Annotated in this window: 22 protein-coding genes and 2 tRNA genes; 10 read left to right on the top strand and 14 right to left on the bottom strand. The window is 67.0% G+C overall.

The features are described 5' to 3' along the window. Nucleotides 1-64 precede the first annotated feature (64 nt). The 8 genes from ABR323_RS15260 (at nt 65) to ABR323_RS15225 (ending at nt 8,126) form a co-directional block, all read left to right on the top strand. Complete coding sequence (locus ABR323_RS15260) at nt 65-1,153, top strand: acetylornithine deacetylase (RefSeq protein ID WP_439449920.1); 1,089 nt, start codon at nt 65-67, stop codon at nt 1,151-1,153. Nucleotides 1,154-1,227: 74 nt separating this feature from the next. After that, nucleotides 1,228-2,556, top strand: coding sequence for an acetylglutamate kinase (locus ABR323_RS15255; RefSeq protein WP_439449919.1), 1,329 nt, complete (start codon nt 1,228-1,230; stop codon nt 2,554-2,556). Nucleotides 2,557-2,561: 5 nt separating this feature from the next. Further along, on the top strand, nt 2,562-3,161 hold the full coding sequence (locus ABR323_RS15250; protein ID WP_126927502.1) for a GNAT family N-acetyltransferase: 600 nt from the start codon (nt 2,562-2,564) through the stop codon (nt 3,159-3,161). Beyond that, the gene (argC, locus tag ABR323_RS15245) at nt 3,158-4,111 is read left to right on the top strand and encodes an N-acetyl-gamma-glutamyl-phosphate reductase (protein WP_135274503.1); all 954 of its coding nucleotides are present in this window, start codon (nt 3,158-3,160) and stop codon (nt 4,109-4,111) included. Before ABR323_RS15250 ends, argC begins: the two co-directional genes overlap by 4 nt. Before the next feature lie 20 nt (nt 4,112-4,131). Beyond that, a complete protein-coding gene (argH, locus tag ABR323_RS15240) occupies nt 4,132-5,427 on the top strand; it encodes an argininosuccinate lyase (RefSeq protein WP_439449918.1) in 1,296 nt (431 codons plus the stop codon). Next, a complete protein-coding gene (locus ABR323_RS15235) occupies nt 5,427-5,690 on the top strand; it encodes a YciI family protein (protein WP_135274502.1) in 264 nt (87 codons plus the stop codon). Before argH ends, ABR323_RS15235 begins: the two co-directional genes overlap by 1 nt. Nucleotides 5,691-5,700: 10 nt before the next feature. Further along, nucleotides 5,701-6,858, top strand: coding sequence for a glutamate 5-kinase (gene proB, locus ABR323_RS15230; RefSeq protein WP_439449917.1), 1,158 nt, complete (start codon nt 5,701-5,703; stop codon nt 6,856-6,858). Then, nucleotides 6,855-8,126: a glutamate-5-semialdehyde dehydrogenase gene (locus ABR323_RS15225; protein ID WP_439449916.1), complete on the top strand. Its 1,272-nt coding sequence runs from the start codon at nt 6,855-6,857 to the stop codon at nt 8,124-8,126. The genes proB and ABR323_RS15225 overlap by 4 nt, the downstream gene beginning before the upstream one ends. Before the next feature lie 140 nt (nt 8,127-8,266). Here the strand turns inward: ABR323_RS15225 and pgaD are convergent, their stop codons facing one another. From pgaD to ABR323_RS15175, 10 genes are all read right to left on the bottom strand, one after another. Next, nucleotides 8,267-8,737, bottom strand: a complete 471-nt coding sequence (gene pgaD, locus ABR323_RS15220; RefSeq protein WP_135274499.1) for a poly-beta-1,6-N-acetyl-D-glucosamine biosynthesis protein PgaD — start codon at nt 8,735-8,737, stop codon at nt 8,267-8,269. Then, complete coding sequence (gene pgaC, locus ABR323_RS15215; RefSeq protein WP_439449915.1) at nt 8,734-9,990, bottom strand: poly-beta-1,6-N-acetyl-D-glucosamine synthase; 1,257 nt, start codon at nt 9,988-9,990, stop codon at nt 8,734-8,736. Before pgaC ends, pgaD begins: the two co-directional genes overlap by 4 nt. Nucleotide 9,991: 1 nt before the next feature. After that, nucleotides 9,992-11,878 (bottom strand): poly-beta-1,6-N-acetyl-D-glucosamine N-deacetylase PgaB, encoded by a 1,887-nt coding sequence (gene pgaB / locus ABR323_RS15210; protein ID WP_439449914.1) that lies wholly within the window; start codon nt 11,876-11,878, stop codon nt 9,992-9,994. Nucleotide 11,879: 1 nt separating this feature from the next. Beyond that, on the bottom strand, nt 11,880-13,907 hold the full coding sequence (gene pgaA, locus ABR323_RS15205; protein ID WP_439449913.1) for a poly-beta-1,6 N-acetyl-D-glucosamine export porin PgaA: 2,028 nt from the start codon (nt 13,905-13,907) through the stop codon (nt 11,880-11,882). A 339-nt stretch (nt 13,908-14,246) separates the two neighbouring features. Further along, entirely contained in the window at nt 14,247-15,452 is a 1,206-nt protein-coding gene (locus tag ABR323_RS15200; protein ID WP_439449912.1) for a CynX/NimT family MFS transporter, read from the bottom strand. A gap of 202 nt (nt 15,453-15,654) precedes the next feature. Next, nucleotides 15,655-15,731 (bottom strand) — tRNA-Pro (locus ABR323_RS15195). Between the two features lie 140 nt (nt 15,732-15,871). Next, a tRNA-Pro gene (locus ABR323_RS15190) sits at nt 15,872-15,948 on the bottom strand. 56 nt (nt 15,949-16,004) lie between these two features. After that, the gene (gene cydX / locus ABR323_RS15185) at nt 16,005-16,118 is read right to left on the bottom strand and encodes a cytochrome bd-I oxidase subunit CydX (protein WP_135274494.1); all 114 of its coding nucleotides are present in this window, start codon (nt 16,116-16,118) and stop codon (nt 16,005-16,007) included. Between the two features lie 58 nt (nt 16,119-16,176). Further along, nucleotides 16,177-17,331 carry a cytochrome d ubiquinol oxidase subunit II gene (gene cydB, locus ABR323_RS15180; RefSeq protein WP_439449911.1) on the bottom strand — a complete coding sequence of 385 codons (1,155 nt, stop codon included), beginning with the start codon at nt 17,329-17,331 and terminating at the stop codon, nt 16,177-16,179. A gap of 15 nt (nt 17,332-17,346) precedes the next feature. After that, entirely contained in the window at nt 17,347-18,930 is a 1,584-nt protein-coding gene (locus ABR323_RS15175) for a cytochrome ubiquinol oxidase subunit I (RefSeq protein ID WP_439449910.1), read from the bottom strand. 228 nt (nt 18,931-19,158) lie between these two features. Here ABR323_RS15175 and cydD point away from each other — a divergent pair, with 228 nt between their 5' ends. Then, a complete protein-coding gene (cydD, locus tag ABR323_RS15170) occupies nt 19,159-20,904 on the top strand; it encodes a thiol reductant ABC exporter subunit CydD (RefSeq protein WP_439449909.1) in 1,746 nt (581 codons plus the stop codon). Then, nucleotides 20,901-22,574, top strand: a complete 1,674-nt coding sequence (cydC, locus tag ABR323_RS15165; protein ID WP_439449908.1) for a thiol reductant ABC exporter subunit CydC — start codon at nt 20,901-20,903, stop codon at nt 22,572-22,574. Before cydD ends, cydC begins: the two co-directional genes overlap by 4 nt. A gap of 86 nt (nt 22,575-22,660) precedes the next feature. On the opposite strand, the gene ABR323_RS15160 is transcribed toward cydC, so the two are convergent. From ABR323_RS15160 to ABR323_RS15145, 4 genes are all read right to left on the bottom strand, one after another. Beyond that, the gene (locus ABR323_RS15160) at nt 22,661-23,005 is read right to left on the bottom strand and encodes a DUF1294 domain-containing protein (protein WP_135274489.1); all 345 of its coding nucleotides are present in this window, start codon (nt 23,003-23,005) and stop codon (nt 22,661-22,663) included. Beyond that, the gene (gene metX, locus ABR323_RS15155; protein ID WP_439449907.1) at nt 23,006-24,118 is read right to left on the bottom strand and encodes a homoserine O-acetyltransferase MetX; all 1,113 of its coding nucleotides are present in this window, start codon (nt 24,116-24,118) and stop codon (nt 23,006-23,008) included. It lies immediately after the preceding gene. A 185-nt stretch (nt 24,119-24,303) separates the two neighbouring features. Beyond that, the gene (locus ABR323_RS15150; RefSeq protein WP_439449906.1) at nt 24,304-25,293 is read right to left on the bottom strand and encodes a tetratricopeptide repeat protein; all 990 of its coding nucleotides are present in this window, start codon (nt 25,291-25,293) and stop codon (nt 24,304-24,306) included. Beyond that, on the bottom strand, nt 25,287-25,736 hold the full coding sequence (locus ABR323_RS15145) for a cytochrome c-type biogenesis protein (protein ID WP_439449905.1): 450 nt from the start codon (nt 25,734-25,736) through the stop codon (nt 25,287-25,289). Before ABR323_RS15145 ends, ABR323_RS15150 begins: the two co-directional genes overlap by 7 nt. Nucleotides 25,737-25,738: the final 2 nt, after the last annotated feature.

Below are 25,738 nucleotides of genomic sequence, written 5' to 3'. Positions count from 1 at the left end.
TGGCCGGCACTTGCCATTGACATCGTTGCCGGCCAGCGGCCGGCACTACCAGGATTGTTGATTCATGCTTGAACAGACGCTCGATCACCTGCAGGCCCTGGTGTCCTTCGACACCCGCAACCCGCCGCGTGCGATCACCACCGGTGGCATCTTCGATTACCTGCGCGCGAACCTGCCCGGCTTCAACGTCGAGGTGATCGACCACGGTGCCGGTGCGGTCAGCCTGTACGCCGTGCGCGGGACGCCGAAGTACCTGTTCAACGTGCATCTGGACACGGTGCCGGACTCACCGCACTGGAGTGCCGACCCGCACGTGATGCGCCGCCTGGACGACCGCGTGGTCGGCCTGGGCGTGTGTGACATCAAGGGCGCGGCCGCTGCACTGGTGGCGGCCGCGAACGCCAGTGAGGGTGATGCCGCGTTCCTGTTCTCCAGCGACGAGGAAGCCAACGATCCGCGCTGCATCGCCGCGTTCCTGGCCCGTGGCCTGCCGTACGAAGCCGTGCTGGTGGCCGAGCCGACCATGAGCGAGGCCGTGCTGGCACACCGTGGCATCAGCTCGGTGCTGATGCAGTTCGCCGGCCGTGCCGGGCACGCCTCCGGCAAGCAGGATGCCGCCGCCAGTGCGTTGCACCAGGCGATGCGCTGGGGCAACCGCGCGCTGGACCACGTGGAATCGCTGGCCTCGGCACGCTTCGGCGGCCTGACCGGCCTGCGCTTCAACATCGGCCGCGTCGAAGGCGGGATCAAGGCCAACATGATCGCGCCGGCCGCCGAAGTGCGCTTCGGCTTCCGACCGCTGCCGTCGATGGATATCGACGGCCTGCTGGCGACCTTCGCCGGTTTCGCTGAACCGGAAGCGTCGCTGTTCACCGAGACCTTCCGCGGCCCCAGCCTGCCGGCCGGAGACATCGCCGAAGCCGAAAACCGCCGCCTGCTGGCGCGCGATGTGGCCGATGCGCTGGACCTGCCGATCGGCAACGCCGTGGACTTCTGGACCGAGGCGTCGCTGTTCTCCGCCGGTGGCTATACCACGCTGGTGTTCGGCCCCGGCGACATCGCCCAGGCCCATACGGCCGATGAGTTCGTGACCCTGGACCAGCTGCAGCGCTACACCGACGCCGTACACCGGATCATCGCCGCCGGCGCCTGATCCACAGACAACGCCGTCGCGCCTGTGCGCGGCGGACCTGCAACGCGGCGACCGCCGCCTGTGACGAAACCGAAATGTCTCCTGCCCTCCAGCCCCACCGCCAGACCCGCCAGACCATCGTGCGCCTGCTTTCCAGCATGGCCAGCGCGAAGGAGATCAGCCAGTACCTCAAGCGCTTTTCACAGCTGGACGCCAAGCGTTTTGCCGTGGTCAAGGTGGGTGGGGCGGTGCTGCGCGACGATCTTGATGCGCTGACCTCGTCGCTGTCGTTCCTGCAGGAAGTCGGCCTGACCCCGATCGTGCTGCATGGTGCTGGCCCGCAGCTGGACGCCGAGCTCTCGGCGGCCGGCATCGAGAAGCAGACCGTCAACGGCCTGCGCGTGACCTCGCCGGAAGCGTTGGCGATCGTGCGCCGGGTGTTCCAGCAGTCCAATCTGCGCCTGGTCGAAGCGCTGCAGCAGAATGGTGCGCGCGCGACCTCGATTACCGGTGGCGTGTTCGAAGCCGAGTATCTGGATGTGCAGACCTATGGCCTGGTCGGCGAGGTGAAGAAGGTCAACCTGGCGCCGATCGAAGCCAGCCTGCGCGCCGGTTCTATCCCGGTCATCACCAGCCTGGGTGAGACCGCGGGCGGCCAGATCCTCAACGTCAACGCCGACTTCGCCGCCAACGAACTGGTGCAGGAACTGCAGCCGTACAAGATCATCTTCCTGACCGGCACCGGCGGCCTGCTGGACGAGCAGGGCAACGTGATCGACTCGATCAACCTGTCCACCGAGTACGACCACCTGATCGCGCAGCCGTGGATCCACGGCGGCATGAAGGTGAAGATCGAACAGATCAAGGATCTGCTCGACCGCCTGCCGCTGGAATCGTCGGTGTCGATCACCCGCCCGGCCGACCTGGCCAAGGAACTGTTCACCCACAAGGGTTCGGGCACGCTGGTACGCAAGGGTGAGAAGGTGCTGCGCGCCACGGCATGGGAGCAACTGGACCTGCCGCGCTTGAAGCAGCTGATCGAATCGAGCTTCGGCCGCACCCTGGTGCCGGACTATTTCCAGAAGACCACGCTGCTGCGCGCCTACGTCAGCGAGAACTACCGCACGGCGGTGATCCTTACCGACGAAGCCGAGGGTGTGTACCTGGACAAGTTCGCGGTGCTTGATGATGCGCAGGGCGAAGGCCTGGGCCGCGCGGTCTGGAATGTGATGCGTGAGGAAACGCCGCAGCTGTTCTGGCGTTCGCGCAACGGCAACCCGATCAACCATTTCTACTACGCTGAATCCGATGGCTGCTACAAGCAGGGTCACTGGAAAGTGTTCTGGTACGGTGCCGATGGCATCGACCGCATCAGGACCTATGTCGACCACTGCGGCGTGCGAGCGCCGAGCCTGGAGGGCTGAACGCGATGAATCATGCTGATTGGACACGGGTTCCCACGCTGGCCGGCGCGCATGCGCGGCTGGAGCCGCTGCAGATGAGCCATATCGATGGCCTGCGCGGGGCATTGGGCGACGGTTCGTTGTCAAAGCTCTGGTACACCCAGGTTCCGGATGCGAAAACCATGACCGGCTACGTGCAGGCAGCGCTGCAGGCGCAGGCCGAAGGCAAGGTGCTGCCGTTCGTGGTGTTCGATGCCAACGACCAGATCGTCGGCACCACCCGCTACTACGATCTGCAGCCGGACGTGCCGCGCCTGAGCATCGGCTACACCTGGTATGACGAATCGGTGCAGCGCACCGGGGTCAATTCGGAGAGCAAGCTGATGCTGCTCAGCCATGCCTTCGAGCGGCTGGAGTGCCTGAGCGTGGTGTTCGAAACCAGCTGGTTCAACTTCGCATCGCGCACGGCCATCGCGCGGTTGGGCGCCAAGCAGGATGGCGTGCTGCGCAACCATCGGCGGCACGCCGATGGCACGCCGCGTGACACCGTCATCTTTTCCATCATCGACGCGGAATGGCAGGGCGTGAAGCGCCACCTGCAGTACCGCCTGGACAGTCACGCATGAACGATTCGACCTTCACCCTGGGCATCGTCGGTGCCCGCGGCCATACCGGCGCCGAGCTGATCAAGCTGGTGGCCGCCCACCCGCGCCTGAAACTGGCCTTCGTGTCGTCGCGCGAGCGCGCCGGGCAGCGCCTGTCCGACCACCATCCGGAATTCCAGGGCGAGCTGCAGTACGAGAACCTGGACGCCGATGCGGTAGCCGCCAAGGGCGTGGATGCGGTGATCCTGGCGCTGCCCAATGGCCTGGCCGCACCGTTCGTGGCTGCACTGGAAGCGGTGAAGCCGGAGACCGTGATCGTCGATCTTTCGGCCGATTACCGTTTCGACACCGGCTGGTACTACGGCCTGCCGGAGCTGACCCGCGGCCGTTACAACGGCCAGAAGCACATCAGCAACCCGGGCTGCTATGCCACGGCGATGCAGCTGGCGGTGCACCCGCTGCTGGACCTGCTGGCCGGTCCGCCGCAGTGCTTCGGTGTATCCGGCTACTCCGGTGCCGGTACCACGCCGTCGGACAAGAACAACGTCGAACTGCTGGCCGACAACCTGATGCCGTATGCACTGACCAACCACGTGCACGAGCGCGAGGTGTCGGTGCAGCTGGGCGTGGCGGTTGAATTCATGCCGCATGTCGCGCCGCATTTCCGTGGCATCACGCTTACCGCCAACCTCTGGCTGAACCGGGTGCAGACCCGCGAGCAGATCGTCGAGCGCTTCCAGCAGGCCTATGCCGGGGAAGCACTCATCGAGGTAGTGGATGAAGCGCCGTGGGTCAGCCGCATCGCCGGTCGTCACGGTGCCCAGGTCGGTGGTTTCACGCTGGCCCCGGGCGGCAAGCGGGTCGTGGTGGTGGCGACCCTGGACAACCTGCTGAAGGGCGCGGCCACCCAGGCCATGCAGAACCTCAATCTCGCGCTGGGCATCGACGAACTGACGTCGATCCCGCACTGAACACGTATTCCGGAGCCCCCATGGCAGACTTTCTTTGGCAGAAGCCCGGCGTCGCTGTCGACGCACAGATCCAGACCTTCCTCGCCGGCGACGACGTGATCCTCGACCGCGAGTTTTTCCTGCATGACATCGCCGCCAGCGCCGCGCATGCGCAGGGGCTGCAGCACATCGGCATCCTCAGCGCCGATGAGCTGGCCGGCCTGCTGCGCGAACTGGAGATCCTGGCGCAGGACTTCCGCGAAGGCCGCTTCGTGCTGGATACGCAGTACGAAGATGGTCACTCGGCGATCGAAGCGCGCCTGACTGAACGCCTCGGCGACGCCGGCCGCAAGATCCACACCGGTCGCAGCCGCAACGACCAGATCCTGGTCGCCACCCGCTTGTGGCTGAAGGAGAAGCTGCTGCGCGTGGCCCAGCTCAGCGCCGACGTGGCCAAGGTCGCGCTGGACCGCGCGCAGGCCGAGAAGGACCTGCCGATTCCCGGCTATACCCACATCCAGCGCGCCGTGGTGTCCTCTGCGGGCATGTGGTGGGCCGGCTGGGCCGAGGCCTTCATCGACAACGCCATCCGTGCCCGCGACACCCATGCGCTGGTCGACGCCAACCCGCTCGGCACTGCCGCCGGCTACGGCGTGAACCTGCCGCTGGACCGCGAGCACACCACGGCCGCGCTCGGTTTCGCGCGCATGCAGATCTCGCCGATCTATGCACAGCTGTCGCGCGGCAAGTTCGAGCTGGCCGCGCTGGAAGCGCTGGGTGGCGCCACCCTGGACCTGCGTCGCATTGCCTGGGACCTGTCGCTGTTCACCAGCGCCGAGTTCGGTTTCGTCGCGCTGCCGGCGCAGTACACCACCGGCAGCTCGATCATGCCCAACAAGCGCAACCCGGATGTGATCGAGCTGATGCGCGCAACCCACGCCAGCGTCGCCGCCGCGCGCACCGAGATCGAGCAGCTGCTGTCGTTGCCGTCGGGCTACCACCGCGACCTGCAGTCGTCCAAGGGCGCCATCTTCCACGGCTTCGGCCGTGGCCTGGCCGCGCTGGAGCTGCTGCCGGCGCTGCTGGCCAATCTGGAGTGGCGTGACGACAGGCTGCGTGCAGCGATCGACTCGGGCATGTATGCCACCGACGTGGCTGTCGAAGCCGCCGTGGCCGGTGTGCCGTTCCGCGAGGCCTACAAGGCCGCCGCGGCGGGTGCCGACAGTGCAGGGCAGGGACGTACCCCGGAAGGCAGCCTGGCCGCACGCGTATCGCCGGGTTCGGCCGCTGATCTGCGCCTGGACGAACTGCGCGCACGCTGGCAGGCGCTGTCCTGATGGCCTCCACCGTGTACCTGGTGCTGGCCATGCGCCGGCCGGACTTCAACGATGCAGCGGTGCAGCCGCACCGTGATTTCCTCGATGCGCTGCAGGCCGAGGGCAAGCTGCAGCTGACCGGCGGTTTCGCCGATGGCAGTGGTGGTGCCTATGTGTTGTGCAACGTTGAGAGCCTGGCGCAGGCACAGGCCATCGTCGCCACCGATCCGCTGGTGACGATGCAGGCCTCCGACTTGACCGTGCACGAATGGAACACCCGCTGAGGCGCACCTGATGACCCTGCACGCCGCCCACGTCGCTTCGCCGTTCCCCGAACAAGCGCTGCCGCCGTGGCGGCGCGCCGTGCTCAAGGTCGGCAGCAGCCTGCTGGCCGCCGATGGCGGTGGCCTGTCGCCGCGTCACGCGCTGGGCCTGGCGCAGTTTGTCTCGGCCAATGTGCTGGCCGGGCGCGAGGTGGTGATCGTGTCGTCCGGCGCGGTCGCTGCCGGGCGCGCGATCCTGCCGCGGGCCGATGAGCCCGGCGCGGCGATGGCGGCGCGGCAGGCGCTGGCCGCGCTCGGCCAGGCACAGCTGATCGGGCTCTGGCAGCGCTTCTTCGAGCGCCCCGTCGCGCAGGTGCTGCTGACCCACGACGACCTGCGCAACCGCCGCCGCTACCTCAACGCACGCGCCACGCTGAGCGAGCTGCTGCGCCTGGGCGCGTTGCCGGTGGTCAACGAGAACGACACCGTGTCGGTGGACGAGCTCAAGCTCGGCGACAACGACAATCTGGCCGCCACCGTGGCGGCGCTGGTCGATGCTGATGCGCTGTTCATCGCCACCGACATCGATGGTCTGTACAGCGCCGACCCGCGTAGCGTGGCCGACGCGAGGCCGTTGCACGATGTGCCGGAACTGAGTGACGAGGTGCTGGCGATGGCCGGCGGCGCCGGCTCACGCGCCGGTACCGGTGGCATGCGGACCAAGCTGGAAGCAGCAGCCAAGGCCGGGCGCCTTGGCATCGAAACCTATCTGTTCAATGGCCGCAGCGGCGACGTGGTGCGTGCGCTGGCGCAGGATCGCCTGTTCGGCACCCGCATCCACGCCGCGCGCAGTCGCGAGGCCGCACGCAAGCACTGGCTGCGGCACGCACCGCTGGCCGAAGGCGCCATCCTGGTTGATGCCGGTGCAGCGCAGGCGATGCGCGAGAAAGGCGCTTCGCTGCTGCCTGGTGGCATCATCGGCGCCGAGGGCACATTCCGTCGCGGCGACATGGTGCAGGTGTGCTGGCATACAGATGCCGGCAAGGTCTGTGTCGCTCGTGGCGTGAGTCAGTACGCGGCCGACGATGTACGCCGCATCGTCGGTCGCCACACCCGCGATATCCAGGCTGTGCTCGGCTACAACTACGGCGGCGCTGTCGTCCACCGTGACGATCTGGTGTTGCCATGAACCCACTGCAGGACATTCCGATGAGCGATATCGAAGCGCAGGCGCGCGCCTGCCGTGAGGCGGCCCAGGTGATTGCCGGGCTCGACAGCGCGGCCCGCCGCACGCTGCTGTTGGCCATGGCGCAGGCACTGGAAGTGAATGCCGGGCTGATCCTGGCCGGCAACGCGCGCGACCTCGCCGCCGCGCGCGAGAAGGGCATTGGCAGTGCCATGCTCGACCGCCTGGCGCTGGACCCGGCACGCCTGTTCGCCATGGCCGAGGCCGTGCGCGAGGTGGCGGCACTGCCCGACCCGGTCGGCCAGGTGACCCGCGATGACGTCCGTCCGAACGGCATCCGCGTGCAGAAGGTGCGCGTGCCGCTGGGCGTGATCGCGATGATCTACGAGGCGCGCCCGAACGTGACTGCCGAAGCGGCCGCGCTGTGCCTGAAGGCCGGCAATGGCGTGATCCTGCGCGGTGGTTCCGAAGCGATCCACTCCAACACCGCCATCGCCCAGGCGCTGGCCGGTGCCCTGAAGGCCAATGGTGTTCCGCCGGCTGCAGTGACCGTGCTGACCGACCTGCGCCGCGAAGCGATGCTGGAGCTGCTGCAGCTGCACGAACTGATCGACCTGGCGATTCCGCGCGGTGGTGAAGGCCTGATTCGTTTCGTTGCCGAGCATGCGCGGGTGCCGGTGATCAAGCACTACAAGGGCGTCTGCCATCTGTTCGTGGATGCCAGTGCCGACCTCGGCAAAGCCATCGATCTGCTGGTGGACGGAAAATGCAGCCGTCCGTCGGCCTGCAATTCGCTGGAGACACTGCTGGTGCACCGCGGCGTGGCCGATGCGTTCCTGCCCCGCGCGGCGCAGGCGCTTGCCGAGCGCGGCGTGCAGCTGCGCGCCGATGCGCTGGCACAGCCGCTGCTGCCGGGCAGCCGGCTGGCCACCGAGGACGACTATGCTGCAGAGTTCCTCGATCTGGTGCTGGCCGTGCGTGTGGTCGACGACCTCGATGCGGCCGTCGCGCACATCCGTGCCTACACGTCCGACCATACCGAAGTGATCGCCACCGAGGACGCCGGCAACGCCGAGCGTTTCGTCAACGCACTGCGTTCGGCGGTGGTGATGGTCAATGCCTCCTCGCGCTTCTCCGATGGCGGCCAGCTGGGCCTGGGCAGCGAGATCGGCATCTCCACCACGCGCCTGCATGCGTACGGTCCGATGGGCCTGGAGGCACTCACCGTCGAACGCTTCGTAGTGCGCGGTGAAGGGCAGACGCGCAAGTAGATCCACGCCATGCGTGGATGCTCTTCGCGGTAAAGCCCAGTGCCGACCAAGGTCGGCACTCACCAGGCCCAAGCGCCGACCAAGGTCGGCATCTACCAAAGCAAGCGCCGACCAAGGTCGGCACCCACCGGGTTGTCGGGCTACACCACCTCGCGGCGGATGCCGATCGGCCGTGCGTGATCATCCATGTGCAGGGTGGCGGCCTTGCAGCCCAGCAGCCGCTCGGCCAGCCCGGTGCTGGCCCCGAGGTCGGCGGCCACTTCGTTGAGGCTGGCCAGCGGCCGCGGCAGGCGCCGGTCGTGGCCGCGGAAGCGAGCGCGGTTGTATTCGGCCCAGCCGATCAGCAGCACGCTGGCGCACAGCAGCATCAGTGGCAACGCCACCAGTACATACGGATCGAACTGGCTCTGTCGTTCGTACAGCTGCTGCCACGCCAGCTGCCCGCCGACCAGCCATGACACCAGGGTTACCAGAGGGGCCCACAGGTAGAAGTAGAAGCCCCAGAACGCCAGGGTGACGAAACCCCATGCAGTGCGCTGGAAGCGTGGCTGGTGATGCGGCTTGCGGATCATCCGTGAATCGAAGCGGTTGGATGGATGTTGAGTGTTCATCGGATCCCCCGGTCAGGGCTGGTCCAGGTGGCGCGCTTGCTGCGACGGCGCAGCAGGGTCTTTGGAAGCGCCACCAGGGTGGTGGAAAGGCTGATCAGCCAGTACGCCATCGGGTACCAGATGACCCAGAAGTAGTTGCGTCCTATCTGTGTTTCGTAACGTCGGTCGATGATCAGGCTGCTGGCGAACTGCAGCAGGCAGACCAGCGCCAATATCACGCCATGCCACTGTGGCAGCAGGCTGGCGATATGCAGTTGCGGCGGCATTTCGAAGAACTTGTCCAGCGCCCACAGCACCACGATGAACAGCATGGTGTAGGCCCAGATCACGCTCAGCACATACTCCAGCAGCACGCCCCACATGCGCCGCTCCTTCCAGTGCAGCAGCGAGCGGGCATGGCGCAGCATCACCTCCACGCCACCCTGCGCCCAGCGCAGTCGCTGCCGCCAGAGCCCCTTCAGCGTTTCGGGCATCAGGATGAAGCACAGGGCGTTGGGCTCGTAGCGGATGTCCCAGTGCGCGCGCTGCAGGCGCCAGCTGATGTCGATGTCTTCGGTCACCATGTCGTCCGACCACCAGCCGACCTGGTGCAGGGCGGTACGGCGGAAACCGGCGATCACGCCGGAAATGGTGAAAATGCGCCCGTACACCCGCTGCGCGCGCTTGATCATGCCGATGATCGAGGAGAACTCGGCTACCTGCAGGCGTCCGAGCAGGGTGGAGCGGTTGCGGATGCGCGGGTTGCCGGTCACCGCGCCGACCCGGTTGCCGCTGACCAGGTGCCAGATCATCCAGTGCAGCGCGTGCTCCTCCAGCATTGCATCGCCGTCGATGCACACCAGGTATTCCGAGCGCGCGGCGAGTGCGCCCATGCGCAGCGCATTGGCCTTGCCCAGGTTGCGGTCCAGGTGCAGAACGCGCAGCCGTGGGTGCTTTGCCGCCAGAGCGTCCAGCCGCGCACCGGTGTCGTCGCTGCTGCCGTCATCGATGGCGATCACCTCGTAGTTGGCCGGGTAGCGCTGCGCCAGTGCCGCACCGAGCGTGTCGTCCAGATTTTCCGATTCGTTGTGGCAGGGAATCAGCAGGCTGGCGAACGGTGGATCAACCATCAACGGCGGATCATTTCGTGGCCGCGAATGCCTTTCACGGCGGAAGTAGTAGTACAACCCACCGGACATCCAGAAAAACGCCATCACCATCGGATAGTAGAAGGCGAACTGGAACAGGACCTGCAGCAACGGGTGCATGTCCATGTCACTTCTCCGGGTACGGGAAGTTGCCGGCGGACATCGCCGCGCGGGCATCGCGGGTGGAAGGCTGGTCGGCGATGAAGTCATCCGGGTACCAGGCGAAGTGGTGCACGCCCTGCGCCTGCAGCTGGCGGATCTGCGCGCGCAGGCGCTCGGCGGGAATCGGCTGTCCGCTGCGCCAATCGACGGTCTGCAGTTCGAACAGGGTGTGCTGCAGCTGTGGGTCGTGTGCACGTACCGCCGCCAGCAGCTGGTCCAGCCAGCGTTCGGGGTGCTTGCTGCCTTCCATCCACGGCATCGCCATCAGTGCGGTCTGGTCGTAGGCCTTGTTGAACAGGTCCAGGCGCTGCGCGAACCAGGCTTCGCTCTGCGGGCGCAGCACCGGTTCGGCGTACAGGTTGCGCACCGTGGCCAGCTTCGGTCGCCAGCGCTGCGCGCTGTTGCGCAGTGCCAGGGTGAAGTCGATCAATGCCTGCGTACGCGCGCTGCCATCGCTGCCTGCGGCCAGTGCGGGCAACTCGGTATCGCGCAGGTAGCCATCATCATGGAACAGCAATCCCTCGAAGTAGGAATTGACCGCCAGATCCTCGTAGAGGTCGAGCATGATCTGGCGTGCTTCCGGGTTGGTGAAATCCAGCCGGTACATGCCATCGGCATCGCCATTGCGGATCGCCAGCGCTTTGCGCTGCGCCGGGTCGGGCAGCTCGAAGCCGAGCACCGGCAGCCATGCGTAGACCTTCACCCCTGCGCGCGATTTCAGCTGCCAGGCAACGCGGCTGAACAGGTCCGCGCGCATCGGCATGTGGCGGTTGGGAAAGTACAGTGCATCGGCGGTGTTGTTGCCGTCCGGGTCGGCGAACGCCTGCAGGTAGACGTGCGTCGGTGCGATGCGCTTGACCCGCTCGATCAGCGCGTCCAGATTGCGCGCCTGCTGCGCGGGGTCGGGGTCGTACACATCATCCAGGTCGATCTGCAGGGCACGGATGCCATCGAGCGCGACGTCGCGGCGCAGCTCGTAGGCCAGCCCCTCCACGGTCGGGTTGTCGCTGACCAGGAAGCGCGCCAGGCCATGCAGGTCGCTGGCCACCGGCGTGCTGCGGCCCTCCAGATCGAAGGACACCGGCATGCCCAGCTGTTCGGCGATGTCGTTGCTCATCTGGTTGTAGGCGGCGTACGGCCAGACGATGGCGCGCGGGCGAACGCCCAGGTGCTGCTCGATGCGCTGCACGCTGCGCGAGAGATCGGCGCGCAGGCGTTGCGCGTACTGCGCCTCGCTCTCGTAGCTGTGCGTGGCCGGGTGGTAGATGCGGGTCACGGCTGCAGGGGTGGAATTTCCCTGCGGGTTGGCAAGCACCCCGTGGTGCAGGTCGTCGGTATGGCTGGCCACCTCGATCAGGCCGCTGTCGTGCATCTGCTTCAGCTGTGCCCAGGTGATGAAGTCGTCGCGGCCGAACGGGCGGTAGCCGTAATCGATGGTGCGGCCCGGTGCCATGTCCACGTAGTCCGTGATCACCGCCACCAGCGCCGGATAGCGGTAGGCCCGTAGCAGCGGGAAGGCCTTGTCGTAGACGCTGCGCAGGCCGTCATCGAAGGTCAGCAGTACCGGTTTCGGTGGCAACGTGGCGCGTCCCTGGGAAGCGTCGATCACCTGCGACAGCGACACCGGGTGGTAGCCGTGTGCCCCCAGCCAGTCCAGATGGGCGGCGAAGTTCTGCGTGCTCACCGCATAGGCATCGGCATCCCCCTTGGCCGCGACCTGGTCGCGGATGTCGTGGTAGCTGAGGATCAGCAGGCCGTTGTCGATGGCATCGAGATGCAGGGCCTGCTGCGCGAAGGCCGGCGGCGCAGCCGACAGCAGCAGGAGCACGATCAGTCGCAGGATGCGGGCCATGTCAGTCTCCCCAGCGCAGTGCGGCTTCGAAACCGATATGGCGTTCGCGATGGCCGTCGTAGACCGGCCGCGACCAGCGCGCGCCATACTCGAACACGCGGCCCTGGCCCAGCTGCCACTCGTGCATGTAGGACACCGACGGCACCAGTGCACTGCCGAAGCGGTCCTGCCAGTAGTCGCCCAGCGAGACCGTCAGCCGGTGGCGGAAGTGACGTTCGTAGTGGCGCCACAACTGCTGGTCGATGCGCAGTCCGATCTCGACCATGCGGTCGCGCTTCGGGTTGAAGTAGGGCGCATCGTCGCGGCTGCCACGACTGGTGTAGGCACTGGCCAGGCCATCGATCAGCCACCGTGGGCGGGTCAGCAGGCGCTGTTCAAGGCCGGTGCTGAACAGTTCGCGATGGTTGCCATCGTCGTAACGGAAGCGGCTGGCGCCGAACATCCAGTGCGTGCGTTCGCTGCGCCGATAGTCGACCTGCGCGCTGACGCTGTCGGCGGTGATGCCGGCAGCGCGCGCCTGCATCGACGCCTCCGGATCATTGCGTGCGGCAATCAGTCCGGCATGCCAGTAGTCGTTGAACTGCCAGCCCACGCTGGCGCGCAGGCCGGTATCGCCGATATGGTCATTGGCACGCAGCACCGCGGCCTCTACATCCAGCCGGCCAAAGCGGTAACGCGCGCCGGCGCCCAGCCACAGCGGGTCGATACGCTGATCCTGGAAATCGACCGAGCGCCGGTCGGCGAAGGCGAACAGCCGCCAGCGATCGTCGAGTACGGGTGTCTGGACTTCCATGCCATAGCGGCGGTCGTCGTTGCCCAGTGGCGAGGTGCCACCACCGCCGGAACTGCGTCCGATGTCGGTCCATGCCTTCAGCTGCCAACCGCGATGTGCGCGCCAGGCCTGATCCATGCGTTCGACGGCGGGCTGGGTGGGGTAGCGTGCGAGCAGATCGTCGTGCAGCGGTCGCGCCAGGTCATCGCGCTGCAGGGCGACGTAGGCTTCCTGCATGCCCAGCCGCGGCTCGATGTCGCGTGGGTCCAGCGCATGCGCCATCTGTTGCCGTTGCAGTGCCCTGCGTGGCCAGCCGCGCATCATGTAGACGCTGCCCAGCGCGCTCTGCAGGCCGCCGTTGCCCGGTGCGATGTCGACCATCGATTCCAGATCGCGCTGCGCGGTGGGCAGGTCGCCGCTGTAGGCGCGCACCATCGCCAGGTTGAGGTCGGCTTCATAGCGCGACCAGTTTGGATACGGCGACTTCCCGTTGCTCCAGCGCCAGGCAGGTTCCTTGTCACGCCACGCCTGCAACAGGTCGACGGCCTTTTCCTGCTGTTCGCTTTCCAGGTAGGCGTAGGCCAGCTCCGAATGTGAGGCGTCGCGCGTGGGATCACCGGCCACGGCTGCCTGCAGCACCGGAATGGCTTCTTCCGGATGCAGGGTACCCATCAGTGAATCGCCTACAGAAGGCAGCACATAGTCGGGCAGGGTGTGGCCTTCGGCCTGCAGCGCCCGTGCTTCCTCGCGTACCTGCGCATGGCGGCCGAGCCGGTTGAGCAGGATCAGCCGATCCATGCGGACGCGCAGCGGCGCCTGTGCGGACGGCGTGCCTTCGCTGCCGAGATAGCGCTGCATGCGGGTCAGGGTGGATTCGGCCTCTTCCAGCCGGCTGTCTTCGCTGCTGCTGTAGGCCAGGCTCCAGACCACCCGCTTGGCCACGTAGTCGGCTTCGATGCGTTGCTTCTGTGCAGCGTCGAACAGCTGCGGGCGCTGCTGGTACAGCTCCCAGGCGCGCCAGGCATTGCCGATGTCGCCCAGCGTGAGTACGCGCAGCTTGAACAGCAGGTCGTCGTTGGGCTGCTGCTGGCTGGCGCGCTCGATCGCGCCGAGGGCATCCAGCCAGCGGGCCTGGTCGCGGTAGCGGCCGATCTCGGCCAGGGCCGCCTCGCGGTCGGGCGGGGCAGCGCTGCTGGCCCAGGCCAGGGCGGTACAGGCAAGGCCGACGCAGAGCGCCAGCCGGCGGTGGACAACCATTGGGGACCCCCTTGGCTTCCGAACCAGACAACCTGAAAAATGTGACGCACATCACATGCCAGATTTTGGGATGGCCGTGGCCTGCGTCACTCCCCTCGAGCACTCCCATCCAGCAGGGATGGGTAGAACCAGGACAGCGACCTGCAATGTCTTGTCTGAAACGAGAGTCCCCCGCGCACCGAGTGGTGGCCTGGGCGGCGCTGCCGCCCCCATGCCCGATGCCGACACGCGGCAAAGATGGGCATTCGTGGGCACTATCCGCCCGGAATTGTCAGCCCGGCGTCAAAATCCATCGGCGGGCTGACGAGCGGTAGGCGGGGCCGTCGGGTGGCCCCGTGGTTACCAGAGGTCTTCCAGCTTGCGCGGCTTGCAGGCCACCCAGGAAGCGCACAGCATCAGGGCGGCGCAACCGAACAGGAAGCTGAATGGGATGGTCCAGCCGTCGCTGACGGTGTGCAGCCAGCCGACCAGGAACGGCCCCAGGCAGCTGAAGCTGTAGCCCACGCCTTGCATGAAGCCGGACAGCGCCGCTGAGCCGGTGGGGGTGCGGGTGCGCAGGTTGATCAGGGTCAGCGCCAGCGGGAAGGTGGACGGACCGACGCCGAGCAGGCAGGCCCACAGCAGCGGCGCCTTCATGGGGGCCAGCAGCAGGCCGGTGAAGGCGATCACGAACGAGAAGAAGCCGATCAGCACCAGCGGGAACGGGTTCTGCAGGCGCACCGCCATCGACGGGATGACCAGCGACGGCAGCAGGCCCAGTGCCGAGAACACGGCCACCATCACGCCGCCGAACGCGGGCGTGCCACCGGCCTCGACCACGATGCGCGGCAGCCAGGTGAACATCGAATAGGTCATCAGCGAGGTCATGCCGAACATCAGCGTCATGCTCCAGCCCAGCGACGTGCGCCAGACCTTGCCATGCGGTTGCGCGGTGGGATCGTTGGCATCCAGCACCGGCTTGGGCGCACGGCGCGCCAGCAGCAGCCAGGGCAGGCTCGCCGCCAGTGCCAGCAGCGCCCACATGCCCAGCGACACCCGCCAGCCGGCTGCGTTGGCCACCGGTACTGCCAGTAGCGCGGGCATCATCGTGCCCAGCTGCAGCACGCTGATGTAAAGCGTGCTCATGGTGCCGACCTTGTTGGCGAAGTAACGCTTCACCAGCGGCGGCACCACCACGTTGCCGATGCCCATGCCAGCCAGTGCCACCACCGAACCGAGCAGCAACGTGCCGACGTTGCCGGCGCTGGAGCGCAGCAGCAGGCCGGCCATCGCCATCACCATCGCCAGCAGGGTGGTGCGTTCCAGGCCCAGGCGCCGCGCCAGTGCCGGCGTGGCCACGCCGAACAGTGCGAAGGAGGCGGTCGGCAGCATGCCCAGCACGCCGGTCATGGTGGTGCCGAAACCAAACTGCTGGCCCAGCACATCCAGCAGCGGGGTGATGGAGGTGACGGCGGTGCGCAGGTTGACTGCCGCCAGCAGGATCGCAGCGAAGGCGAGCACGCGGCCGTGCAGCAGCGACGGCGAATCGGAAGTGGAGGAACTCATCGGTGGTCCTTGCAGGTGTCGCATGCTGACGTGGTGGCATGCAGCGCCGGCATCGGTCTACGCCGAAGCGGCAGGTGGGGGTGGCGGCCATTGTACGTGGCTGGCCAGTGGCGTTGCCGCCAGCCGAGCCGGTCCCGGGCCGCAGGCACAAAAAAACCCGGAGGACAGTGATGTCTTCCAGGCTTCTTGGTGACCACCGAAGTGGTCGGGGAGACAGGATTCGAACCTGCGACCTCTACGTCCCGAACGTAGCGCTCTACCAGACTGAGCTACACCCCGAAGGGAGCCGCCTATTCTAGCAATCAACCCCGATGGCGGCAAGGGGTTGGTGCCGTTTCCTTCACACTGCCGAAGCAGTGCCACTTCAGGGAACAAAAAAGCCTGGAGGACTTCACCAGGCTTCAATGCGACCACTTGAGTGGTCGGGGAGACAGGATTCGAACCTGCGACCTCTACGTCCCGAACGTAGCGCTCTACCAGACTGAGCTACACCCCGAAGGAGCCGCCAAGGATACGGTGTGAAGGCCGTATCGGCAACTCTTTTTTACAGTTTCACTGCACGTCGTTGCCGGCGCGGGCGCTTTCGCGCGCTTCGAACCACATCCCGTTGAGGATGGCTACGACCGAGGCCAGTCCGGCGCCGAGAATCCAGGCGAAATACCACATGCTTACTCTCCTTCATTCCGGGTAGGTGCCGACCGTTGGTCGGCACACGTTCAAGCAATCAATACGCGTTGGGGTTGTCGCCCATTTCCTCGACCGTCGTCTTGCCCTTCAGCACGCGGTACACCCAGGTGGTGTAGGCAATGATGATCGGCAGGAAGATGGCCGTGGCCAGCAGCATCACCCACAGCGTGAGGTGGCTGGACGAGCTGTCCCAGACGGTCAGGCTGGAGGTGGGCTGGCTGGAGGACGGCAGCAGGAACGGGAAGATCGCAAAGCCGACGGTCAGGATGATGCCGGCAATCGAGGCACCCGAGGCGATGAAGGCCAGGCCGCCGCGACGTGCACGCAGCAGCACCGCACTGGCCAACGCACCCAGCAGGCCCAGCACCGGGAACACCAGGGTGGCCGGCATGGAGCTGTAGTTGCGCAGCCAGCCGCCAGCGGCGGTGCCCAGTGCTGCGGTCTTCAGCAGCGGGTTGGTCGGGCCGTCGGTGACCACCTGCGAGGTGATCTGATAACCCGGCAGGCCGAAGGCCACCCAGGCACCGGCGACGGCGAACAGCACGAAGCTGATGATGGCGGCGACGCTGCCATAACGCGCAGCGCGTTCTGCCACCGGGCCGTCGGTCTTGATCACCAGCATGGCCGCACCATGCGATACCAGCATGGCCACGCTGATCAGGCCGGCGATGAGCGCGAACGGCGTGAGCAGGCCGAAGAACGAACCGGTGTAGGTCACGCGCAGGGTGTCATCGAAGTGGAACGGCACACCCAGCAGCACGTTGCCGACGGCGACGCCAGCGATCAGGCCCGGCAGCAGGCCGCCGATGAACAGCACGCGGTCCCAGTTGTCGCGCCAGCGCTTGGACGGCAGCTTGCTGCGGTACTTGAAGCCGACCGGGCGCAGGATCAGCCCGAACAGCATCGCAAACACCGCCAGGTAGAAGCCGGAGAAGCTGACCGCGTACAGCGGCGGCCACGCGGCGAAGATCGCGCCACCACCCAGCACCAGCCAGACCTGGTTGCCTTCCCACACCGGGCCGACGGTGTTGATCACCAACCGGCGTTCTTCATCGGTCTTGGCCACGAACGGCAGCAGCGTGCCGACGCCGAGGTCGAAACCATCCATCACCGCCCAGCCGATCAGCAGGATGCCGAGCAGCAGCCACCAGATCACGCGGAGCGTGGTGTAATCAAGTGCAATGAATTCCATCTGGATTCTCCTGCCTCAGGCCTGGCCGGGGGCGACTGCATTGGGGGAAGCGGGTCGGATATTGGCCTGCAGCGTGGGCAGGATGTCGTCCGGACCCTTGCGGATCGCCTTCAGCATCAGCTTGATCTCGATGACCAGCAGCACTGTGTACAGCCCGGTGAATACCGCCAGCGTGGTCAGGATTTCATGCAGTGCCAGGCCCGATGCGGCGTAGAAGGTGGGCAGCACGCCATCCACCGCCCACGGCTGGCGGCCGTACTCGGCGACGAACCAACCGCATTCGATCGCGATCCACGGTGCCGGCAGCGACCACACGGCCAGCTTGAGGAACCAGCGCTTGTCCTGGAAGTTGTTGCGGCACGAGTAGTAGAAGGCCAGCGCGAAGAAGGCGATCAGGTAGAAGCCCAGCCCGGCCATGATGCGGAAGGTCCAGAACAGCGGTGCCACGCGCGGCACGGTATCCATCGCGGCCTTGGAGATTTCCTCCGGCGTCGCGTTGAGGATGTCCTCGCGGTAGCGCTTCAGCAGCAGGCCATGGCCCAGGTCCTGCCAGTGGCGATCAAACATCTCGCGCGCTTCGAGGTCGTTCTTGTCCTTCTTCACCCGCTCCAGTGCGCCATAGGCGATCTGGCCGCCACGGATACGATGCTCGGCACGTTCCACCAGTTCCAGGATGCCCGGAATCGGCTGGTCCAGCGATCGGGTGGCGATCAGTCCCATCAGGTACGGGATCTTGATCGCGTAGTCGTTGGTGTGGGTTTCCTGGTTGGGAATGCCGAAAGCGGTGAAGTCGGCCGGCGCACGCTCGGTTTCCCACATCGCTTCGATCGCGGCCAGCTTCATCTTCTGGTGTTCGCTGGCGGCGTAACCGCTCTCGTCACCGAGCACCACCACCGACAGCGACGACAGCAGGCCGAAGGCTGCGGCCACCGCGAACGAGCGACGGGCCATGTCCTTGTACTTGCCACGCAGCAGGTACAGGGCGCTGATCGACATCACGAAGATCGCACCGGTCACGTAGCCGGCACTGACGGTATGCACGAACTTGGCCTGGGCCACCGGGTTCAGCAGCACCGCAGCGAAGTCGACCACTTCCATGCGCATCGTTTCCGGATTGAACACCGCACCGGTCGGGTTCTGCATCCAGCCGTTGGCGATCAGGATCCACACTGCCGACAGGTTGGTGCCCAGCGCCATCAGCCAGGTCACGGTGAGGTGCTTGACCGGGGTCAGGCGCTTCCAGCCGAAGAAGAACAGACCGATGAAGGTCGCTTCCAGGAAGAACGCCATCAGGCCTTCGATCGCCAGCGGCGCACCGAAGATGTCGCCTACGTAGTGGCTGTAATACGACCAGTTCATGCCGAACTGGAATTCCATCACCAGGCCGGTGGCCACGCCGATGGCGAAGTTGATGCCGAACAGGGTGCCCCAGAACAGGGTCATCTGCCGCCAGACCTGCTTGCGGGTCATGACGTACACGCTCTCCATGATGGCCACCATGAAGGACAGGCCAAGCGTGAGCGGGACGAATAGGAAGTGGTACATCGCGGTCAGAGCGAATTGCAGCCGCGACAGTTCTACGACTGTCTGATCAATCATGGCCTGGCTACCTCGTTGGATAGTGCCGTTGCAGGTGGCGGGAAGGGTGGTCTACGGGGTGAATGATGTGACCGACTACTTCAAACAGCCTTGATCCAGATCAATGTATGAATGGGTATTCAGGAGGATCGTATGCCAACCCGATGAAGACTGCGACCGCCGGCCGCAGGGGGAGGCTGTTGCCTGCGCCTACAATGCCGTGTCTCCCCTGTTGCCCGTGAAGACCCCTTGAGCGCTGCCGAAACGACCCCTGACGGCCTTTCTACGGAAGCCGAAACGACTCGCCAGCGGCGTGCCCGCACCGCATGGCTGGCCGATCTTGCGCGGTCCGCTCGAGGTCGCCAGCGGTTGGCAGCGCTGTGCATCAGCCTGTCTGGCGCGCTGCTGATCGGCCAGGCCGCCGCCATCGCCTGGCTCGTGCAGCAGGTGCTGGTGGAACGCGCACCGCTGGCGTCGGGCCTGCCCGTGCTCGCTGGACTGGCGGTGATTCTGGTGCTGCGCACGCTGCTGGGCAGCGCCACCCAGGCGGCTGCCGGTGACGTGGCCGATGCCGCGCGGTTGGCGCTGCGCGAGCGTGTGTTCGCGCGCTTGCTTGGCCACGGACCGCTGTGGCTGCGCCAGCGCCGCACCGGCGAGCTGGGCGAACTGATGCTGCATCACGGCGATGCGATTGAAAGCTACTACAGCGGTTTCCTGCCGGTGCGCACCGAAGTGGTGGTGGTGCCGCTGCTGATCCTGGCCGCGGTGGCCTGGGTGGACTGGGTGGTGGCGCTGATCCTGCTGTTCACCGCACCGCTGGTGCCGTTCTTCATGATGCTGGTGGGCTGGGGTGCTGAAGCCGCCGGCCGTGCGCAGCTGGGCGAGCTGGCGCGGATGAGCGGTCACTTCGCCGACCGCATCAAGGGCTTGGGCCTGCTGCGCATCTATGGCCGCGGCGAGGCTGAACTGGAAGGCATCGAGGCCGCCGCTGAAGGTGTGCGCCTGCGCACGATGAAGGTGCTGCGCATCGCCTTCCTGTCGTCCACGGTGCTGGAATTCTTCGCCTCGGTAAGCGTGGCGATGGTCGCGTTGTACCTGGGCCTGAGCTACCTGGGCCTGATGTCGCTGCATGCAGCGGTGCCGACGCTGGGCGCCGGCCTGTTCTGCCTGCTGCTGGCGCCGGAGTTCTACGCGCCGCTGCGGCGGCTGGCCGCGCACTACCACGACCGTGCCAATGCACTGGCAGCAGCGGCCGAGGTTGAACGTCTGCTGCAGTCGTTGCCGGAAGAGCAGGGCCTGATCGAAAACGAGAGTGCGCCACTGGCGGTGGAGCCGGCTGAGGCCGCGTTGCCGCCGCTGCAGGCGCAGGGCCTGGTGCTGCGCCCGCTGGGTGCGCCGCACGACGTGCTGCAGGATCTGGATGTGCTGCTGGAACCGGGCCAGCGTCTGGCCCTGGTCGGCCCCAGTGGATCCGGCAAGAGCACGCTGCTGGAAGCACTGGCCGGATGGTTGCCGCCGCGTGCGGGCAAGCTGCAGCTGCGCCCCGGCGTGCAGGTGGCCTATGCCAGCCAGCGGCCGTACCTGTTCCACGGCAGCATCGCTGACAACCTGCGCCTGGCCGATCCCGGCGCCAGCGATGCGCGGCTGCGCGCAGTGGCCGAGGCCTCGCAGGTGCTGCAGTTCGCGCAGCGCCTGCCACAGGGACTGGATACGGTGATCGGCGAACGCGGCTTCGGGCTGTCCGGTGGCGAAGCACGCCGCATCGGCCTGGCCCGCCTGCTGCTGCGCGACCCGCAGGTGCTGCTGCTGGATGAACCCACCGCGTTCCTTGATGCCGACACCGAAGCGGCGCTGCTGCGCAGCCTGGCTGCCTATGCACGCGGCCGCAGCGTGGTGGTCGCCACTCACAGCCCGGCGGTGATCGCCTGGGCCGACCGTTGCCTGTTGTTGCCGGAAGGCCGCCTGGTTGAGCCGGCACAAGCGGTGCGCGCATGAGCCGTTCGCCTGATTCGCTGCGTGCGGTGTTCCTGCGCCATCGGCCGCGCCTGCTGCTGACCGTGCTGCTGCTGTGGATCACGATGCTGGCCGGCACCGCGCTGCTGGGCCTGTCCGGCGGCTTCCTGACCGCCGCTGCGCTGGCCGGTGCGGCAGGGCTGGCACAGGGCTTCAACTTCTTTTCGCCCTCGGCCGGCGTCCGTGGCCTGACCATGGCGCGCATCGTGTCGCGCTACTTCGAAAAGCTGGTTGGCCACGATGCCACCCTGCGCATTGCCCGCGACCTGCGCGTGTGGTTCTTCCGCCGCGCGCTGCCGCTCGCACCGGCGCGGCTGGGGGCTACGCGTACCGGCGAACTGCTGGCACGCCTGCTGGGTGATATCAATGAGGTGGATGGGCTGCTGGTGCGTGCGATCGGGCCGCTGGTGGCATTGGGCGCGCTGACGCTGGTGGCGATCGCCTCGGCTGCTGTGATCCTGCCGTCGGCGGCGGTATTGCTGGCGCTGCTGGCGCTGCTGATCGCCTTCGGTGTGCCGTGGCTGGGCGTACGTGGTCGCGACGATGAGGAGGCCGACCGCGCCGCACATCGCGCCGCGCTGCGTACCGCGGCCTTCGAAGGGTTGGAAGGCGCGGGTGATCTGGCCGCGCTGCACGCCGATGCAGCGTGGCAGTTGAAGGTACGCGTGGCGGCCAAGCAGCTGGCTTCGCGGGATCGCCGTCGGCGCTGGCGCCTGATCGCGGCCTCGACCCTGCATGGGCTGGTCGCCGGGCTGGGCCTGGTGGCGATGCTGGCATTGGCCCTGCATGCGGCCGAACAGCAGCGCATCGCGCCGGAAATGGCGGCGGGGCTGGTGTTCCTGACCGTGGCGCTGATCGAGCTGTGGGCCGGCATGGGCCTGGCCTGGCAATCGCTACAGTCCGGGCGCATCGCCGCTGATCGCCTGCAGGCCATCGTCGAGCAACCGCCGACGGTGGAGGATCCGCAGGCACCGCAGGCGGTGCCGCAGGCCGCGCGCGTGCATTGGGATGACGTGCATTTCCAGTGGCCGGGTGCCGCGCGTCCGGTGCTGTCCGGCCTGCAGCTGACCCTGGCGCCGGGCGAGCGCATTGCGATTCGCGGCGACAGCGGCAGTGGCAAGACCACGCTGTCGAGCCTGCTGCTGCGTCTATGGGATCCGCAACAGGGACGGCTGACCTACGGCGGCCGCGACCTGCGTGATTTCGCCCAGGCCGACTGGCACCGGCAACTGGCGTGGCTGCCGCAGAACGCGCCGGTGTTTGCCGGCAGTGTGGCGGAGAACCTGCGGCTGGGTGATCCCGATGCCAGCGACGGGGCGTTGTGGGCGGTGCTGCGTCGCGTGCGCCTGGGCGAATGGGCCGAGCGCAACGGCGGCCTGCAGACCTGGGTCGGCGAGAACGGCGCGACCATGTCGGCCGGCCAGGCACGTCGTCTGGCGCTGGCGCGCGCGCTGCTGCGCAATGCGCCGATCCTGCTGCTGGACGAGCCGACCGAAGGGCTGGACGTAGATACCGCACGTGCGTTGCTGCATGACCTTTCCGCGCTGCTGGACGGGCGCAGCCTGCTGATGATCACCCACGATGATCTGCCTGAAGGCGTGGTTGATGCGCAGTACCGGTTGCGTGATGGGGTTTTGATCCGCGAAGCGTGACGACCATACGGTAGCGCCGGCCGCTGGCCGGCACATCCACGCATGGCGTGGATCTACGGTAGCGCCGGGCCATGCCCGGCGGGCGGTTACCGCGAGAACTCGCGCAGCATCACCGCGATCGAGGCCACGTTGGCCAGCACGCACAGCCAGAACACCCATTGGAACGAAGCCTTGCGGTGCTTGTGACGGAACAGCGCCTGGCCCAGCAGTGCGCCCGGCCAACCGCCGGCAAAGGCCAGCAATTGCAATGTGCGCTCGGGAATGCGCCACTGCTTTCGTTGCGCCGCGCGCTTGTCGTGGCCGTACAGGCCGAACGACACCGCGCTGGCCAACAGGCACCAGCCCCCCAGCCACAGCGGCAGCACGCCGCTGATCATCAGCGCGATCAACGCGCCGAACGCGGCCAGCGCGAGATTACGCCGCCATGCCACCTACAGCGCGTCGAGAAAGCCGCGCACGGCGGGGCCGAAACGCTCGAAATCGACAAGGAAGGCGTCGTGCCCCTGTGGCGATTCCAGTCCGATGAAGTGCGCATCGGCGCCGCCGGTGCGCAGGCCGTTGGCCACCTGTTGCTGCTGCTGCACCGGGAACAGGATGTCGGTGTTGGCACCGATTGCCAGCGCCTTCTCAACGCGGATTTTCGCCAGTCCGGCCAGCACGTCGCCGTCGGCATACTCGGCCAGGTCGAACCAGTCCATCGAGCGGCTCAGGTAGAGGTAGCAGTTCGGATCGAAGAAGCGCACGAAGCGTCGTGCGTGGCCTTCCAGGTAGCTTTCCACCTGGAATTCGAGGCCGAACGGATCGTCATCGGTCTGGTCTGAATCCAGCCGCACACGGCCGAAGCGGCCATCCCATTCCAGCGCCGAACGGTAGGTGATCACACCCAGCTTGCGTGCCATGCGCATCCCTGATTCCGGGTACGCATCGTCATCGTAGTGGCCGCCGTTCCAGCGCGGATCAAGGCGGATCGCTTCGCGCTGCAGCGAACGGATCGCGATCGAGAACGGCAGCGCCTGCGCACTGCCGGAAATGTTGACGTGGCTGCGTGCGATGCCCGGTTGCAGCATCAGCACGGCCAACGCGGTCATGCCACCCATTGAATTGCCGACCACGCAGGCCAGTTGCTCGATGCCCAGTGCATGCACCACTTCGATGGCGGCGCGTGCGCCGTCTTCGATCGACAGCTCGGGGAAATCGAGGCGATACGGTTCGCCGCTGGCGGGGTTGATCGAGGCTGGGCCGGTCGAACCCTTGCAGCTGCCCAGCGAGTTCACGCAGACCACGAACCAGCGGTCGGTATCGATCGCCTTGCCGGGGCCGACCATGCCTTCCCACCAGCCCGGGGCCGGGTTGGCGTCGTTGGCTGCCGCATGTGCATCCGGCGAGAGGCCGGTCACGATCAGGATCGCGTTGCTGGCGTCGGCGGCCAGTGTTCCCCAGGTTTCATAGGCCACGCGCGCGCCGTGCAGGGCGCCGCCGCGCTTGAACGGGAACGGCGAGGGCAGGGCGTGGAAGCGGGTGCCGGGCGGAATGAATTCGGTCATGTGGGCATTCTAGCGGGGCCGCATGTGGAGCTGGCGACACGCTGGTTTCCATCGGCGCCGGTATCCACGCATGGCGTGGATCTACTGTAGAGCCGAGCGCGCATCCGCCGGGCATGGCCCGGCGCTACCGAAGGTGCGCGTGCAGGTAGCGCCGGGCCATGCCCGGCGAGCGCAGCGGTAGACCGTTACGGAAACCGCAGCTCCACCACGCCCTCATGCGGCAGGCTCACCTTCACCGGTAGGCTCTGCAGGTCGTCTTCGCTGCGGTTGGCGCTGCCGGTGCGCGAGATGCGTGCCAGCACTTCCACTTCGCGGTGTGCCGACAGCGGTGCGGTCGCCATCGGGCTGTCAGCGTCGCCCAGCCCGACCGTGGCGGGGAAACCGGCCAACGGCAGCTTGCGAGCGGCCACCGGCATCGGCGGCCCACCCGCGGCCCGCGCCAGCACGAATACCTGGGTGCTGGCGGGCCACTCGGCGTTCTCCAGCGCAGGCAGCTGCACGCGCACCTGCAGCAGTGCCGGTGGCGTCGCAGCGGCAGCATCGGGCGCCTGGCCGGCGGCTTCGCGCGCGATGGCGATCTGTGCCTGCAGTGCCTGCGCGGCCCCCGGTTCCAGGCGTGGCAGCAGGCCGCTCCAGACGTCGGCAGCCTCGGCATTTTTCCCGCGCTGGCGCAGGGCGATGCCCAGCAGCCAGCTGGCGCGCTCGGCATCGGGTGCCTGTGCACGCGCCTGCTGCAACCAGGCCATCGCGGTGTCATCGAACTGTTTGCCGGCATCCGCCTGCGCGCGCGCCTGCGCGGCTTCCACCAGCACGCCGGGGTCTTCCGGGGCGAGCGCGGCGGCACGTGCGAAGGCGTCCGCTGCGGCTGCGAAGTTGCCAAGTTCGGCCTGCGACCGGCCCAGCAACGCCCAGCCATCGGCTCGCTGCGGGTCGCGCTTCAAGGCATCCTGCAGGGCCTGCACGCCGTCGCGCAGCGTCGCCACCGATGGCGCCGGTTGCACCTGTGCTGCACGCGGGTCACCGACCAGCAGGTACAGGCAGGCGCCGGCCACACCCAGTGCGAACACGCCCACCACCAAACCGCGGCGCCCATGGTGGCGCAGCGGCCACAGCACCAGCGCTGCCATGAGCGCAGCAACCAGACCGGCCAGCACCGGCAGCCAATGGCTCACCATCCGTCTCCTTCATCGGCCTTGCCGGCCGGTGCGGCACCAACCGCACGACCACGGCGGCGGACAATGCCCAGCACCACCAGTGCACCGGCGCCGAGCACCAGCAGGGGACCGCCCCACAGCAGCCAGGTGCCCGGCTGCAACGGTGGCTGGTAGAGCACGAACTCACCGTAACGGGCGACCAGGAACTGCTTGATCTGTGCGTCCTCGTGGCCCTGCTGCATCAGCTGCAACACTTCACGGCGCAGGTCCTGGGCGATCTGTGCATTGGAATCGGCCAGCGACTGGTTCTGGCACTGCACGCAGCGCAGCTGCGCGGCCAGGTCATGGAAGCGGCGTTCCTCAGCGCTATCGCGGAACTGCAGTGGCTGCGGATCGTGCAACGGCTGCTGCGCCAGCACGGCCAGCGGCAGCATCAGAAGCAGCAGCGCCAACAGCCAGCGCATCG

It is taken from the genome of Stenotrophomonas sp. ATs4, assembly GCF_051861585.1.
GTDB lineage: Bacteria > Pseudomonadota > Gammaproteobacteria > Xanthomonadales > Xanthomonadaceae > Stenotrophomonas > Stenotrophomonas maltophilia_AS.
This window is presented reverse-complemented; position numbering and strand designations above follow the sequence as displayed.